Source organism: Kitasatospora sp. NPDC057692 (assembly GCF_042799475.1).
GTDB lineage: Bacteria > Actinomycetota > Actinomycetes > Streptomycetales > Streptomycetaceae > Kitasatospora.
In genome coordinates, this window is the sequence record NZ_JBHVIV010000066.1 from 24,826 (window position 1) to 40,085 (window position 15,260).

Annotated in this window: 4 protein-coding genes; 2 read left to right on the forward strand and 2 right to left on the reverse strand. The window is 69.9% G+C overall.

Annotation, left to right across the window (positions count from 1 at the left end; translation table 11 throughout):
- Positions 1 to 218 precede the first annotated feature (218 nt).
- On the forward strand, positions 219 to 2,030 hold the full coding sequence (locus ACFVFS_RS29810; protein ID WP_380627912.1) for a ricin-type beta-trefoil lectin domain protein: 1,812 nt from the start codon (positions 219 to 221) through the stop codon (positions 2,028 to 2,030).
- 181 nt (positions 2,031 to 2,211) lie between these two features.
- Here the strand turns inward: ACFVFS_RS29810 and ACFVFS_RS29815 are convergent, their stop codons facing one another.
- A complete protein-coding gene (locus tag ACFVFS_RS29815; protein WP_380627913.1) occupies positions 2,212 to 2,676 on the reverse strand; it encodes a hypothetical protein in 465 nt (154 codons plus the stop codon).
- A gap of 3 nt (positions 2,677 to 2,679) precedes the next feature.
- On the reverse strand, positions 2,680 to 10,734 hold the full coding sequence (locus ACFVFS_RS29820; RefSeq protein WP_380627914.1) for a ricin-type beta-trefoil lectin domain protein: 8,055 nt from the start codon (positions 10,732 to 10,734) through the stop codon (positions 2,680 to 2,682).
- Between the two features lie 400 nt (positions 10,735 to 11,134).
- Here ACFVFS_RS29820 and ACFVFS_RS29825 point away from each other — a divergent pair, with 400 nt between their 5' ends.
- The gene (locus tag ACFVFS_RS29825) at positions 11,135 to 15,172 is read left to right on the forward strand and encodes a ricin-type beta-trefoil lectin domain protein (RefSeq protein ID WP_380627916.1); all 4,038 of its coding nucleotides are present in this window, start codon (positions 11,135 to 11,137) and stop codon (positions 15,170 to 15,172) included.
- The last annotated feature ends 88 nt before the right edge of the window (positions 15,173 to 15,260 follow it).

A 15,260-nucleotide genomic window follows, 5' to 3' on the forward strand; every position in this document is an offset into this window, starting at 1 on the left:
CCGCCCGGCGATCACGGAAACCGATTGCCAGCTCTCCTTCGGACACACTAACGTTCGACCGCGCACCGATCGCCCGGGTGAGATCCCGTCACCTGACACACGATCGGCCTGGGCACCCATCGGACAAACCCCCTACGTTCACCGGTCGCCCGTGCCGCGGCAGGTGCCGGTCCGACCCGGGCCGAGGGGGCCCTGCTGCGAAGGCGAACTGACAGATCATGCGTGATTCCCGTCCCCCCAGAAGGCCGGGCGGCCTGCTGGCGAGAGGCCTGGCGCCGCTGTGCGCGGCCGGCCTCGTGCTGGCCGCGCCCGGAGCCGCGTTCGCGGACGCCCCCACGGCGGCGAGCGAGTCCGGGCCGAAGACCTCCAGCGCGACGACCACCACCACGCCCGTCGCGGGCGACGTCGACTTCGACGGATTTCCCGACTCCTTGCTACCGGCCGCCGACGGCTCGCTGACCCTGGTCCGGGGCGGCAGCGCCACGGGCGGACCGGAGACGGCCTCCCCGGCGAGCCGCAGCCCCCGCCAGGACAACTGGAACAACTACCTGTTGGCCCACCGCGGTGCGGTCATCGGGAGCGGCGATTCGCTGATCGCCTACCACAAGACGGAGAAGCAGCTCTACGTCTACGTCAACGACGCGAACACGAACGGCACCGCCGGGCACTTCACCGGCACTTCCGTCCAGTTGGGCACCAGCAGTGTGTGCGACAGGGGCATCGACGGCACCTGGAACAACGTCTCCCAGATGACGGCCGTCCAGTGGGGTACCGGAGGGACCGGTCTTGTCACGATCGAGAACGGCCACCTGCGCTACTACCCCTCCAACACCCTCTGCTACATCGGCGACGGCGTCGAGCTCGGCACCGACGGCACCGACTGGACCGGCTTCACCCTCATGTCGCCCGGCGAGGTCAACGGCGCGCCGACGCTCTGGGTGCGGGACTCCGTGACCGGGGCCGTCACCGGCCTGGCCCTGCCGCTGGACGCCGCGGGCAAGCCCGCCACCGGCTTCACCCCCCTGGCAGCGCCCGCCCACAAGCCCCTGGCCTCCGCGCTCAAGGACGCCGCCGGGGCGGCCCTGTGCGCCGACATCGCCGACGGCGCGACGGCCAACGGCACCGCCGCCGTCCTGGGGAACTGCTCCGACCAGGGCGCCGCCCCCGGTCAGGCCTTCACCCTCGGCACCGACGGCCTGCTGCACGTCCTCGGCAAGTGCCTCGACGTCACCGGCGGCGCCACCGCCTCCGGCTCGCCCGTCAACATCTGGTCCTGCAACAGCAGCCCGGCCCAGAAGTGGGTCACCGGCCCCTTCCCGGGCACGCTGAAGAACCCGAACTCGGGCAAGTGCCTCGGAGCGCCCGGCGCATCCGAGGCAGGCACCCGCCTGGCGATCGGGGAGTGCAACGACGGCCCGGCCCAGCGCTGGGCGGCTCCCACCGCCCTCCCGGCGCTGCCGCTCGGGCTCGCCGCGAGCGTCTTCCCCGCCCTGGACGCGTCCGGTGACATGACCTCCGACGGGTACCCGGACCTGATCGCCACCGTCTCCGACGGCAGGCTGCTCTGCTTCCTCGGCACCGCCCCGGAGGCGGGCCTGCCCCGGTTCGCCGTGCCGAAGGAGGTCGTGGAGGAGAAGCCCGGCTACAACATCAGCTCCGTCCACAACCCGGGCCGCTGCCTCGACAACTTCGGCGCGCCCGACGGCGGCAGCCTGCGCCTCTACGACTGCTGGAACGGTGCGAACCAGAAGTTCAGCTTCCCCTCCAACGGCACCCTGCGCAGCGGCGACCGCTGTGTGACCGTCCAGGGCGACCTGACCTCCTGGGGCACCGCGGTGGTCTTCGCGGACTGCCGCGCCACCAGCGGCCAGATCTGGACGCAGCGGGTCGACGGCTCGCTCTTCAACCCCGCCGCCGGCGCCTGCCTGGACCTGCCCGGCTGGAACGACGCCAACGGCACCGCCCTGGTGATCTGGGGCTGCAGCGGCAACGCCAACCAGCGCTGGACGCTCTTCCCCAACACCGCCTGACCGGTTCCCCGACCCTGCCGCGGGCTCGCGACGGGGTCGGGGAACCCTCCAGATCACGCCACCGAGGTCCCGCCGGAATGCTTCCGACGGGACCTCGGTTTGCTGAAAAGATGCTGGCGGCTGCCGCCAGTCAGCCCTGACAATCTGCTGACTGGAAGAGTGTCGGGGGCGACCTCACCTGCTACCGTCGGGTGCTGTCCTTCCTCTCCCCTTCAATTTCGTAGATTGCCCGAAGCTGATTCGCCAAGTCGGAGGCCTCTTGGACGTCGGTGGCCAATTGCACCGTCCACCACGTACTGTCGCTCGCAGTCAGAACCAGGGGAAAAGCGGAGAAATCCATCTTGGTCAGCTGTTCCGGATTGATCGCAAGGCCGCTCTTTGATGCCACGAGCAATAGCTCGAAGCACTGTCGAATTCCTGCTGCAAATTCTCCGATCTGTGTCCACGGCATGGCGTAGCCGTGCGGAGAGGAATTCACCTTCTCCTGGATCTCTGCATATCCAAGTTCGGTCCCCTCTAGCAGAATCCCGTCGAATTCTAGGATGGACCATACCCAGTCGTTTTCCGGCACCAGGGAAAGCAGGCTTTCGAGCCTGACTTCCTGGCCTTTGGCGTCGAGCATTCGAAATTCGAGAACTTCATTCACCGGTCACGGATCCATCGGCTCTGGGACACCTCGGCTACGAGTGCCGCCGGTTGCGTTTTCATTCCACCTGTGCTGGTGCGGATTGTCATGATTCTGAGGCCTCCCGTGGTCAGTGAAGTCCACATCCCTCACCGGCCTGCCATCCGCATCGAATTCTCGGGCCTGAGCATAGGGGGGATTCCGCTTGCTGTTCTTCACTCCAAGTTGCGTGTGTGGATACCCGGCGGCTGCAGGGTCAGGATCCGGCTCACCAGTCCGGGGGTTCCGCGGGAGTTCCCGGTCCGGATAGCCCCGAGGAGTGTTCCGCGCCGTGGGGCAGTTGTGAACGAGTACTGGTGTGCCCCCAGCCATCACATAGTACGTGTGGAGGTCGGCCACGGTGAGGTTGCGGACGGCCTGCTGCTGGGTCCAGCGGTTGACTGCGAGAACCTGCGAGGTGGAGCCGTCGGGGGACTGGAGGGCATCGCCGGGGTTGAGGTTGGTGGCCTCGATCCACTCGCCCCGGGAGTCAACCCAGAAGGGGTGGCCGTCCGTGGCGGTGAGCTGGACAGGGCGCTCGTAGGCGCCCTGGGAGAGGGTGATGGTGACGAGATTCTTCAGGCCTTCGCCGAAAATGAGGTCGGTGACCGGTTCGGCTGACGTCTGTCCGGCTTCCGGGTCGGAGGCAAGGACCTCGTCGCCAACCTGGATGTCGGCGATCTGCTTGGTGGTGCCGTCAGCCAGGAGTACCAGGACATCGCCGGGGAACGAGTTGGGCGTCTCGCACTTCGTGGCCCGCCGCTGGGCGGCGACGGACTTCTCGGACTGCGGGGTGCTCGGGTTGGTGGAGCGGCCTTGGCCCGTCTTGGCGCCGTTGTCCGAGCGGCCGGTGTTGGAGGTCGAACGAGTGATCTTGCCCTTGCCGCCCTTGCCGAGGCTGCCGCGGTCCGAGCCGGTGATCTCGCCGAGCGCGACCAGCTGCACCGTGGTGCTGACCAGCAACTGCGCCTCGTTGCAGGACTTGACGCGTGCACAGGCACGCGACATTGCTCCGCGGAGGTTCGACGGGGACAGGTCCAGGCCGAAGTTCTTCCGTTCGTCCTTGGCGCGCTCGTCACGGAAGACACCCATGAGCTCGCCGACGTCCTTCGAGTTGGGGATAGCGATGTCATCCCCGAGGAAGATCCACTTCTGCTCTTCCTGCTGGACGGCGTAGTCGCGGTCGACGACCTTGGGAGAGCCGTCGAAGTTGACCTCCTCCGCGCCGCGGCCGCTGTAGTGGCCGTGGCAGCGTCCCTCCCAGCAGTCGCCGTCGATGAGGCCGCTCGGGTCGGAGCGGTTGACCGGGTCGTTGCTGCTGTAGGAGTAGCCGCCCATCTGGTCGGGGTTGCCGGCCGCGAGGAGCGGGTCGACCGTCAGGAAACGGCCGAGGACCGGGTCGTAGTTGCGGGCACCGAGCAGGTTGAGACCGCTGGTGGCGTCCACCGGCTGGCCGAGGTAGCCGCGGTTGCCGGACCAGCCAGACGGCTGGAGGCCGCTGCGGACGTTTCCGTAAGGGTCGAACGGGCGCCGGGTGATGGTCCTGGTGGCGGCGTCGACCTGAAGGGTGGAGGTGTTCTGCGGGTTGTTGAACTGGTAGTTCAGGGCGCCGTTGCTGGAGCGGACGACGGTGGTGCCGTCGGGCTGCTGGATACGGCGCTCGCCGGTGACGGTGGTTCCGTCGCGGGACAGGGTGAGCTGTTCGGCGCCGCCGAACAGGTAGAGGATGGTGCCGTCAGGGCCGCGCTGAATGAGCAGCTCGTTGTTGGCGTCGTAGAGGTAGGTGCTGGTGTTGCTCGCACCGCCGTTGGGGGTGGTGACGGTTTCGGTGCGGCCTTCGATGTTGTAGGTGAAGGCCTGGGTGGCACCGGCTAGGGGCTGGGTGCCGGTGCCGGTGGCCCACTTCTGGTTCGGGCCCTGGTTGCAGGACCACAGCGTCACCCGGGTGCCGAACGCGGTGTTGCCGCCGGGGATGTCCAGGCAGAGGCCGGAGCTGTGGACGAGGCTGCCGTTGGCGGCGGCCTGCCAGCGCTGGCCGGCGCTGCCGTCACAGGCCCAGAGCTCGATCGGCGTGCCTCCGCCGCCCTGGCCGCCGACCGGGCGGGCACAGGCGCCGAGGGCGCGCAGGGTGCCGTCCGGGGCCAGCGTCCACTCTTCGGCGGCGGCGCCGCCCACGCAGCCCCAGATCCCGACCGGGTTGCCGTTGGCGCTGTTGCCGCCGGTGGCGTCCAGGCAGATCGGGGTCGTGGCAGATGCGGCCGACTGCAGGGTACCCGTGCTGTTCAGCGCGCGCGAGGTGGTGTTGCCCGCGGCGTCGTACTGCGGCGTCAGCGTGGCGGTGTAGGCCGGGCCGGTGAGCGGGTTGGCGGTGGCGGTCCACCGGTGGTTGGGGTTGGGGTAGCAGCTCCAGAGGCCGAGCTGGGTGCCCCGGTTCTGGTTCCAGCCGGGGATCTCGAGGCAGAGGCCGGAGTCGGTGTGGACGATGGCGCCGTTGCCGCCGTCCTGCCACCGCTGTCCGCTGCTGCCGTTGCAGGTGGTCATTGCGATCTTGGTGCCCGAGCCGGGCGCCCCGACCGGGGCGGCGCACTTGCCGAGGGATCGCAGGGTGCCGTCGGTCGGGCGGGTCCAGCGCTGTGCGCCGGTGCCGTTGCAGCTCCAGGTCTGGACGGCGGTGCCGTCCGCGGTCCGGCCGCCCGCGACGTCCATGCAGAGCGCGGAGCCGTCGGCGGCGGTCATGACCGAGGCGTACTGGTTGGTGGCCTGACCGGTCCGGGTGGTGACGCTGGTGGCGCTGTTCGGCTTGGCGGCCGGGGTGGTGCCGTTGCCCGGGTAGGCGATCGTCTGGGTGACGTCACGGGCGGTGTCGCCCGTCACGTCGCGCCGGACGTGCTGGGTGCGGCCGCCGAGCTGGTTGTACTGGAAGGTCTGCCAGTACGGGGCCGGGCCGCCGAGGCTGGCCGGGGCGGGGTTGCTGTTGTTGCACTGCGAGACCGCGCCCCCGGTCGGCGTGCTGACGCCCCAGGTGTCGGTCCAGGCCTCGGTGAGACGGTTGAGGCCGTCGTAGCGGAAGCACTGGGTGTCGAACGCCTGGTCGACGCTGCCGGAGGACTGCAGCTCCGAGGTGCTGGTGAGCTTGCCCGACTGGTCGTAGCCGTAGGTGGTGTGCGAGATCGGGTTGGCGTCCGCCTCCTGGAACTGGACGCTGCTCGTCGTCACCCGCCGCGTGATGTCGTCGTACGTGCGGGCGGTGCGGATCAGCGCGCCGCTGTTGCCGTACTGGGAGCGCAGCAGCTGGCCGAGCGGGTTGTAGTTGGCGCGGTCGAGAAGTGGACCGATGGACGAGTTGACGGCGAGGATCTCGCCCAGGTCGTCGTGGTTGTAGACGACGTTCTCGGCGGGCAGGCCGCCATCGGCGTTGTAGCGGAAGCCTGCGGACAGGCCCAGGTTGTCCGTGTAGTGGGCGGTCTGGGTGTAGCTGCCCGCGAGGCGCCCCTCGGCCGCCGGTACGGTGGTCGTGGTGCTGGTGGCCTGGTAGCGGGCGGTGTAGCCGTCGACCTTCTGGACGTACGCACTGCCGGCGGCGCCGCCGACGTAGCGGGTGCTTGAGGTCAGGTAGCCCTTGGCGAGCGTGTCGTAGGTGTAGGAGGCGAGCAGCTTGCTCTGGTCACCCGTGTTGGTGCCCTCGTAGCGGCCGGTGGTGCGGCCGAGCCCGTCATAGGTGAAGGACAGCTGCTTGCCGAGCCCGTCGGTGGTGCTGGCTATCTGGCCGACCTCGTTGTAGCTGGTGCTGGAGCTACCGGCGTCGGGGTCGGACTGCGAGACGCGGCGGCCCTGGAGGTCGTACGTGTAGGACCAGGTGTTGCCCGCGTTGTCCTTGATGGTGGCGAGATTTCCCCGGGCGTCGAAGGTGTAGCCCGTGGTCACGTCACCGGTGCCCGTTCCGCCGTGGAGCACGGAGGAGACGGTGCGGCCGAGCGCGTCCGTGAAGACGGTGCTGGGCGTACCGCCGTTGGGCGGGGTGGTGTCGGTGCGGTCGGCGCCCTTGTAGGCGGTGGCGCTCTGCCACAGCTCCGTGCCGCGGCTGTACTGCTTCGCCGCGGTCTGTCGGCCCCGGCCGTCGTAGACGTACCTGATCTGGGAGGGGGACTCGTTGTCCAGTTCCTCGAACAGGGTGGTGCTCGGACCGCCGCGCTTCTCGTCGTACCAGGCCTCGGTGGCCTTGGTGACCTGACCGCGGCGGTCGTAGCGGGTGTGGGTGAGGACGCGGCCAGCAACGCCGTTGGCCGGGGTGGCCTGGGTCTGCCGGGGCTTCAGGAAGGCGTCGTAGATGGTGACGGAGGTGGCTCGGTTGCCCAGCTCGGTCAGCGACCGGGTGGTCACGCTCGGGGCCTGGGCCCGCACGTTCGGAACGGCGCTCACACCGTGCATGTCGTACACGAACGTGTGGTCGGCGGGCCGGCCGGCATCCTTGGCATTGCCGGGGAGCCAGACCGCCGTGCGGCGGCCGAGCGCGTCGTAGGTGGAGTCGGTCAGCCGGTTGTTGGAGTCGGCGGCCCGGGTCACCAGACCGCGGGACGGGGAGAGGGTGCTCCGACTCGTCCAGTTGAGCGGGTTGGTGGTCGCGACCTCGGTGGGCAGGGTACCAATCGCCGGAGTGTAGGCGGTCTGTTCGGCGGCGCCGGTCTCGTCGACGGCACGGACGACTCGCCCGTAGCCGTCGAAGGCCTGGGCGTCGACGGTCCGGTAGGTCGGGTTGCCCTGCGCGTCGTAGGACTTGGCCTCCTGGGTGGCGGTGACGTAGCCGAGCGTGGTGCCGTTCTGCCCGAGGACGTCGGCGGCGCCGGGGTTGCCCAGGTCCGCGTTGCCGTCGTAGATGAGCCTGCGGTCACTGATCGTCTTGGTGTCGGACCCGGTCGTGGTGGTGCCACAGGCTCCGGCCACGGTCAGGGTGCGGCTCGGGTAGCTGAGCATCAGCGGGTTGCTCGCCGGCGGCGCCACGTACGTCGTGGTGCTGCAGCTGCGGGCGTCCTGTGTGCTCAGGTCCGGCTGGGTGTCGACCTTCACCGGACGGGCCCAGCTGTCGAGGTCGGTGACGGCCCGTCCGGTGCGCCAGGTGCCGTTCTCCAGCAGTGCGGAGGAGCGGATGCTCGTCTGGGAGGTCCGGACCGCTTCCAGCGGCGGAAGGGGAGAGAGGGCCGGGGCGGGCTTCTTCGAGGTCCAGGCGGTCCGGTCCCGCTTGAGATCGGGGACCTTGGTGGCCGACACCTCGTTGAACTGCTTGGCGACGGGGTTTCCGCCGGCCTGGTCGTAGACGACGGTTTCCTGCGGGGTGCCGGCCAGCCACGCGCTGTCGACCGTCTCCTCGCCGAGGGAGTTCTTCAGCCTGACGCTCCGGGCGGTGTGGTCGGCCTTGTAGTCGCCGTCCATGCCCTGGAAGTAGGAGACGGTGCTCTGGCTGACAGGGTCGGGCTCGGACCCGGAGGTGGTGGTGACGGTGCGGTAGCCGCGGAACTCGTTCCAGGTGCGGTACTGGTCGTCGGTCAGGTCGGAGTCGTCGCGGTGCCAGGCCGCGCCGCCGCCGTAGCTGTAGGAGGTCTCCCGGGGAGGGGAGTTGGCGGTCGTGGTGTCGGTGGCGGTCACCTTGGCGACCAGGGTCTTCTGGAACCAGTCGGCGATCGGTTCGACAGCGTGCGCGGGGGTCCAGTAGACCGGGTAGCAGGCCATCGTGTTGCTGTCGGCCGAGGCAGGCATGGTGCCCTTGACCCGCGAGCACTCGGCGTCCCGGTAGGTGACGGCGATCGACGTGCCGGACTCGGTGTTCACGCCGATGACGCGCGGCCGGTACAGCGGCGGTGCGGCCGGGGTGAGGCCGTCGACGCGGTTGTCGGTCATGGTGCCGGCGAAGGTCACCGGGTCCAGGGCGATCTGGCCGCTGCCGCCCGCCGTGGTGTCGAGAGCGGTATGCCGGATCTCGGCCAGCCACAGGACGGCCTGCACGCCGGTGGCGGGGTTGCTGCCGGTGGCCGGATCGATGGCTCCGCCGGCGGCCGCGAAGATCTGCTTGAGGTCGTAGCGGTCGACGTTCTTCCAGCCGTCCGGCGCGCGCAGCTCGGTGCCGATGGCGCGCAGGCGCTTGGTCGACCAGAAGGTCGGCGAAGCGGTGCGGCAGACGTTGGTGCCGGTGCCACTGGTGGGCCAGCCGTCGGGGCAGGTGAGGTCGTAAGGGACGTCCGGCCAGTCCTTGGCGGTGGCCGTGGAGAGGTTCTCCGGCCGGCAGGCGGTGTCGGAGACGACGCAGCGCTCGGCGGTGTCGAAGGTGATGCGGGCGGAGGGCTCGCGTCCCGCGAGGGCGTCGGCGAGCTGGTAGCCGTAGGAGACGCGGGTGAGGTAGCCGCCGCGGGTGTAGGGGGCGAGGGTGCCGCTGCCGCCGGTGGCGGAGGCCTGGCCGGCGCCCATCGCGTAGCGGTTGGTCTCGGCGGCCCAGTCGTAGCGCTGGAGGCTGCCGTGCGGGTCGACGACGAAGTCCAGGTTGAAGCGCCAGCCGGGCTGCTGGTCGCACTGGGAGTTCTTGCCCTTGGCGGCGGTGTAGCAGGGGTCGCCGCTGTTGGGGTGGTAGACCGGGACGCCCCAAGCGCTGTTGGTGGCGGGGTCGGAGGTGGTGCCGGGAGCGTGGTTGAGGCCCAGGTAGTAGGCGGTGCCGTCGGTCACGGTGACCTTGAAGTACTCGCCCTGCCACAGTCCGTTGGCCGCGCCGGTCAGCCGTTCGATCCGGGTGCCGTCGTCGCCCTGGAGGTGGTAGACGCCGTTCGCGTCCTGGATCAGCTCACCGGAGTGGGAGCCGAGGGACAGTGTGGCGCGCCAGCCGGCCCAGCACTCGTCGGCGGAGCCGTCGATGCCGGCGGTGCTGCACGACTTGTAGGACCGCTCGATGTAGCCGGGGCTGTACGCCCAGCCGTCACCGATCCAGCCAGCCTGCGAGTTGCGGGCGGAGGTCTTTCCGTCGACCGCCTGCGAGTCGTAGGACAGCGCCACGCTCGGACCGGTCCCGGTCAGCGAGGGGGGCATGGTGATCGGGTAGGAGTAGGTGAAGGCGCCCGAGGCGTTCTGCGACCAACTGCCGGTGGCGGAGAGGTCGGTGGCGGTGTAGGAGCCCTGGGAGCCGTCGGCCTCGGCGACCGCCGCGAGGGCGATGCCTCCGCCGGAGGCGAGCGACCGCACGGTGTCGAGCGGGGCTCCCGCAGGGGCCTCGCCGACGGCGGGCTTGGCGGGGGAGGTGCCGGTGGTGCCGGGGAGGGCGACCGTGCCGCTGATCCGCTGGGTGGCGGGGTCCGTGGTCGACGCGACCGGCTGACGGGTGCGGCACTCGGAGCGCTCAGGGGTGGTCAGCGCGCACTCGGGCATCGTGACCAGTCGGAGGCGAGAGGCGAAGCCACCGCCGTAGGCGTCGGCGATCGAGCCGTAGTCGAGCGAGACTTCGAGGCTTGAGGCGCCCTGGCCGGAACCGGCGCCGGTGTCGACGGGCTTGAGGCCGACCAGCATGCCGTTGACGTTGGCCTGCTCCGTCCGGGCGCGGTCGGCGACCACCACCTCGACGGCGCCGGGGATACCGGAGGTCCCGTCGGCGGTGGGGGGCGCATCGGCGGCCGGGGCGTTGGCGGCGCCCGCCTTGCCGGAACCCCGGCCAGGGGCCGACGTGCCGAGCAGGACCGGGGTGTCACCGGCCCGGACCGCCGTGGCGGCGCCGCCCCTCGCGGCGACGAGGTCAGGCCGGTTCTTCAGGTCGACGGTGACCGCGGCCGCGCTCGGCCACTGCACCGCCTCGGACTTGTGGGCCCGCAGTTCACGGGCGCCTTCCGGGTGCGGAAGCTTCGTGGGCTCCCGCGTGCCGTCGGCGTTCCGGCCGCCGACGACCGGGAGTTCCGGGAGCGGCCGCTCCTTCTTGTCCGTCGCCTTGTCGGCGGCCTGAGCGGTGAAGGCGACTCCTTCACCGACCAGAGGGACGATGAGTGACAGTACTGCGGTGAGGGCGGGGACTGTCAAGGTAGTTCGCCATCGACCGCCCCCCCTTATCGGTGATCTGGTGAACGAACCCCAGCTGGGTTGCATCCGCTTCCCTCCGTGCGAGTGGAAATTGAAATACGTCTGTGACCTGCATCGATGCCAGGCTGTAGCTGTCCCGGCATGATCGCCGGAACGCTATTGCCAGGCCGTCGATGACGCAATAGCGTTCGCCTGCGACCGGCAGGCGGAAATGACGTCGGATCAGCTGATGCCAAATCGGGAACGCACCCACAACTGGACAAAGGCCACCCAAAGAGCCGGTAAATGTGATGCGCATCACATGGGATCCTGCGCTCTCGGGCCCGGTCATGCTTTGAAGGCGAACTGACAAACCATGAGAGATATCCGTCCATCCGCGCCGCGGATACGCGGCCGTCTGATGAGACGTCTTGCACCGGCCTGCGTGCTCGGTCTCGTCCTGGGCGCGGCCCCGACCGTCGCGTTCGCGGACGACCGACCGTTCGCCCTCCCGCCCGGTCAGACCGCCGATCCGGAGCCGGCGTTCACCGGGCCCGCCGCCGGACCGGTCCAGGCCGCCCGACAGAAGGCCAAGTCGACCGGGAAGCCGGTCACCGTCGACGAGCTGACGACCGAGACCTCGCTCACCGTCGCCCAGCCGGACGGCAAGCTGTCCCTGACCAGTAACCTGCTGCCGGTCCGGGTGAAGCAGGCCGGTGGATGGGCCGACATCGACACCGGCCTGGTCCGCAACGCGGACGGGAGCTACTCGCCGAAGGTCGCGCCTTCGGAGGTCACCGTCTCCGGCGGCGGCACCGGGCCGCTGGCGACCCTCACCGACCGGGACGGCCGTCGCCTGGCGCTGACCTTCCCGGTCGCGCTCCCGGCTCCCACCGTGACCGGCGACACCGCCGTCTATCCCGATGTCCTGCGGGGCGTTGACCTCCGGGTGGAGGTCGGCAATCAGGGCGGGGTGCGGGAGGTCCTGGTCGTCAAGGACGCCGCGGCCGCCGCCAACCCGGCTCTGAAGTCCCTGCGGTTCGGCACCTCCTCCGAGGGACTCGTCGTTTCCACCGACGAGCACGGCGCTATCACCGCCGCCACCCCGGACGGCACGCCGGTCTTCAAGGCGCCCGCCCCGCTCATGTGGGACTCCGCCACGGACGTCCCGGCACCGGCCGGGGCGGCTCCGGCGGCCAAGTCGGCTCCGACGGGCAAGTCGGCCGCAGCGGCGCCCGCCGCCGGGGACGCGGCACAGGGCGCCCCGGCGCCGACGGCGGGCGATCCCTCGTCGACCGACGGGCCGGGCCGGGGCTCGCACGTGAAGCCGATCGCCGTCAGTGCCGATGCCTCGGCCCTGACCCTGACCCCGGACGCGGACCTGCTCACGGGCGCGGACACGGTCTGGCCGCTGTACATCGACCCGGCCTTCCAGCCGCTCGGGCCGCTTGGCACCAACCACTTCGCCCAGGTGATGGAGGGGTGCCCCAACACGCCGGCGTACGACGTGCAGCAGCCCAACGGCGAGGGTGTCGGCTACCAGCACTACTCGACCAACTGCTATGGCGCGGAGCGCTCGTACTTCGAGATCGACACCAGTGCCGTCACTCCCCAGATGTACATCGCCGAAGCGAACATGTACTTCACCGAGACCTACGCGGCCGCGCACGACTGCAACGCGACCGCCCCGCTCTACCTGTCGTGGACCGGTGGCATCAACTCCGGCACCACCTGGAACACCAAGCCGGGCATCGTTCAGGACATCGGCGCCCAGTACCCGAAGAGCGCGTACTTCGGGTGCGGTGAGCAGACGGTCATCTTTCCGGTCACCAACCAGGTGAGGTCGGTCGCCCAGCAGGGCATCAAGGCCTGGACGGTCGGTCTGGTCGGCGACGAGAACCCGTCGACCAGCGTCCACCACTTCATGCGGTTCGGCTACAACCCGGTTCTCCGCGTCAGCTACGACATCGCGCCGAACACGCCCGACTCGATGTACACCCGCCCCGACCCGGTGAACCCCAGCGGCTCCGCGTGCGGGAACGGCCAGCCCGGCTGGATCGGGAAGACCGTGCCGCTGCCGGACGGCACCTCCGACATCGTCCTGCACGCCTGGGCCTCCACCCCGATGCCCGGCACCAACATCGCGGTCGGATTCCACATCTGGGACAACATGACCGCCGACGCCAACGGGAATCCCGGCGGCGGGGCCTGGCGCTCCAGCCAGACCATCAACCAGAGCGGTTGGGGTGCCACCACCCTGGGCTTCGCCGCGCAGGACGGCCACCAGTACGGGTGGAACGCATGGGCCAGCGACGGGATCCTGGACAGCCCCGGTACGGCGTACTGCTACTTCAACATCGACCTGAGCGCGCCGACGGTCGCGTACATCCCGCCGTCCTCGGTCTTTCCCCCGCTGGGCAGCGGGATCAAGCCCACCGGCCACGCCGGTGACACCGGCGCGACCGTTCGGGTCACCAGCACCGACCCGGTCCCCGGCGGCTGCACCCGGGGCAGCTGCATTGCCAGCGGTGTCCGCGAGTTCCAGTACTCGCTGGACGACAGCAGCCAGCCGGGCGGCTACGGTTCCGTGCCGGCCAGCTTCTATCCGGACGGCACCGCGTACGCGGACATCCCGATCGTCCTCAACCCGGACGCCTGGGGCAGCCACCGCCTGTACGTGCGCTCCACCGACTGGGCCGGTAACTCCCAGCCCCAGGCCGCCACGTACGACTTCTACGCCCCGTGGAACCCCGCCACCAAGGTGGTCGCCGGTGACCTGACCTTCGACGGGACCCCCGACTACCTGGTTCCGTCCACCGACGGTTCGCTGGCCCTGATCACCGGCAACAGCGACTTCACGGCCCAGTACGGCACCGCCTCCACGCAGGAGCGCAGCCCTCGTCACGACAGCTGGAACAACTACCTGCTGGCGCACCGGGGATCGATAAGCGAGAACAGCGTCGACGACCTGATCGCCTACAACAAGGGCGAGAAGCAGCTGATCCTCTACTTCAACGACTCCGGCCACGTTCCTCAGGGCGCCCCCGGCCACTTCACCCAGGTCTATACCCAGCTCGGTGCCTCAGGAGGTGCGTGCCCTCGCGGCATTGACGGGACCTGGGGCAACATCACCCAGATGACGGCCGTCAACGCGACCCCGGCGGTCAAGGGACGGCCTAGCCTCGTCACCATCGAGAAGAGCCGTCTGATCTACTATCCGCCCAGCTATGACTGCTACTTCGGGGCCGGTGTCGAACTCGGCGCCGCCGGCGACGACTGGAGCGGCTTCACCCTGATGTACCCGGGCAAGGTCGGCGGCACCCCGGCGCTCTGGGGGCGTGACAGCCTCACGGGCGCGGTCACCACCCTGCCCCTGCCGCTGGACCCGTCGGGAGCGCTCAAGACGAGCTTCGCCGCCCTGCCGGTGCCCGCTGCCAAGCCCTTGGTGAGCGCCCTCAAGGACGCCAACGGCAAGAGCATGTGCGTCGACATCGACCACGGCTGGACGACCAACGGCACGGCCGCCATGCTGTGGAACTGCCCGGAGCAGGGAATCTCCGGCAACCAGGCGTTCACCCTCGGAACCGACGGGTCGCTGCACGTCCTCGGCAAGTGCCTCGACGTCACCGGTGGCGCCTCCGCGAACGGCTCGCCCGTCAACCTCTGGGACTGCAACAACACCGCTGCCCAGAAGTGGGTCTACGACCCCACGACCAAGAGGCTGACGAACCCTAACTCGGGCAAGTGCCTCGACGTCCCGGGGGCCAACGCCAGCGCCGGCAACCACCTGGCCATCTTTACGTGCCTTGACGCCGCGGCCGAGCAGTGGACGGTCCCGGAGGCCCGCACCGTGCTGCCGCTCGGTCTCGGCTCGGCGTTCTTCCCGACCGTCGATTCGCCCGGTGACATCAACGGGGACGGCAACCCCGACCTGATCACCACCTCCCCCAACGGCACCCTGACCCAGTACCTCGGCGCCGCCCCGGTGGGCGGCCAGCCCCTCTTCGGCACGCCGAGGTCACTGCCCGCCCCCTCGCCGGTGAGCTACAACATCCGGTCCGACTACAACCCGAACCGCTGCCTCGACAACTACGGTGCCCCGAACGGCGGCAACCTGGGCTTCTACAACTGCTGGAATGGCACCAACCAGAAGTTCACCTTCGCCTCCGACGGCACCCTGCGCACCGGTGGCCGGTGCGTCGCCCCGCGGGACAACAAGTTCGCCTGGGGCACGCCGGTCGCCATCGTGGACTGCGCAGGGACCACCGGGCCGACCGGCTACACCGGAACCTCCGGGCAGGTCTGGACCGTGCGCGACAACGGTGAGCTCTACAACCCTGCTGCCAACGCGTGTCTCGAACTCCCTGGCTGGAACGACGCCAATGGCACCGTCCCCGGCCTCTGGCAGTGCAACGGCAACGCCAACCAGCGCTGGGCGGTCTACCCCAACACCGCCTGACCGGTTCCCTCGAACCACCGCGGGGCCCCGCCCCCCCCCCCCGCCCCGGCCCCCCGCCGGTGGGGCGGGCCCCCCCGGCCGAAAGGGG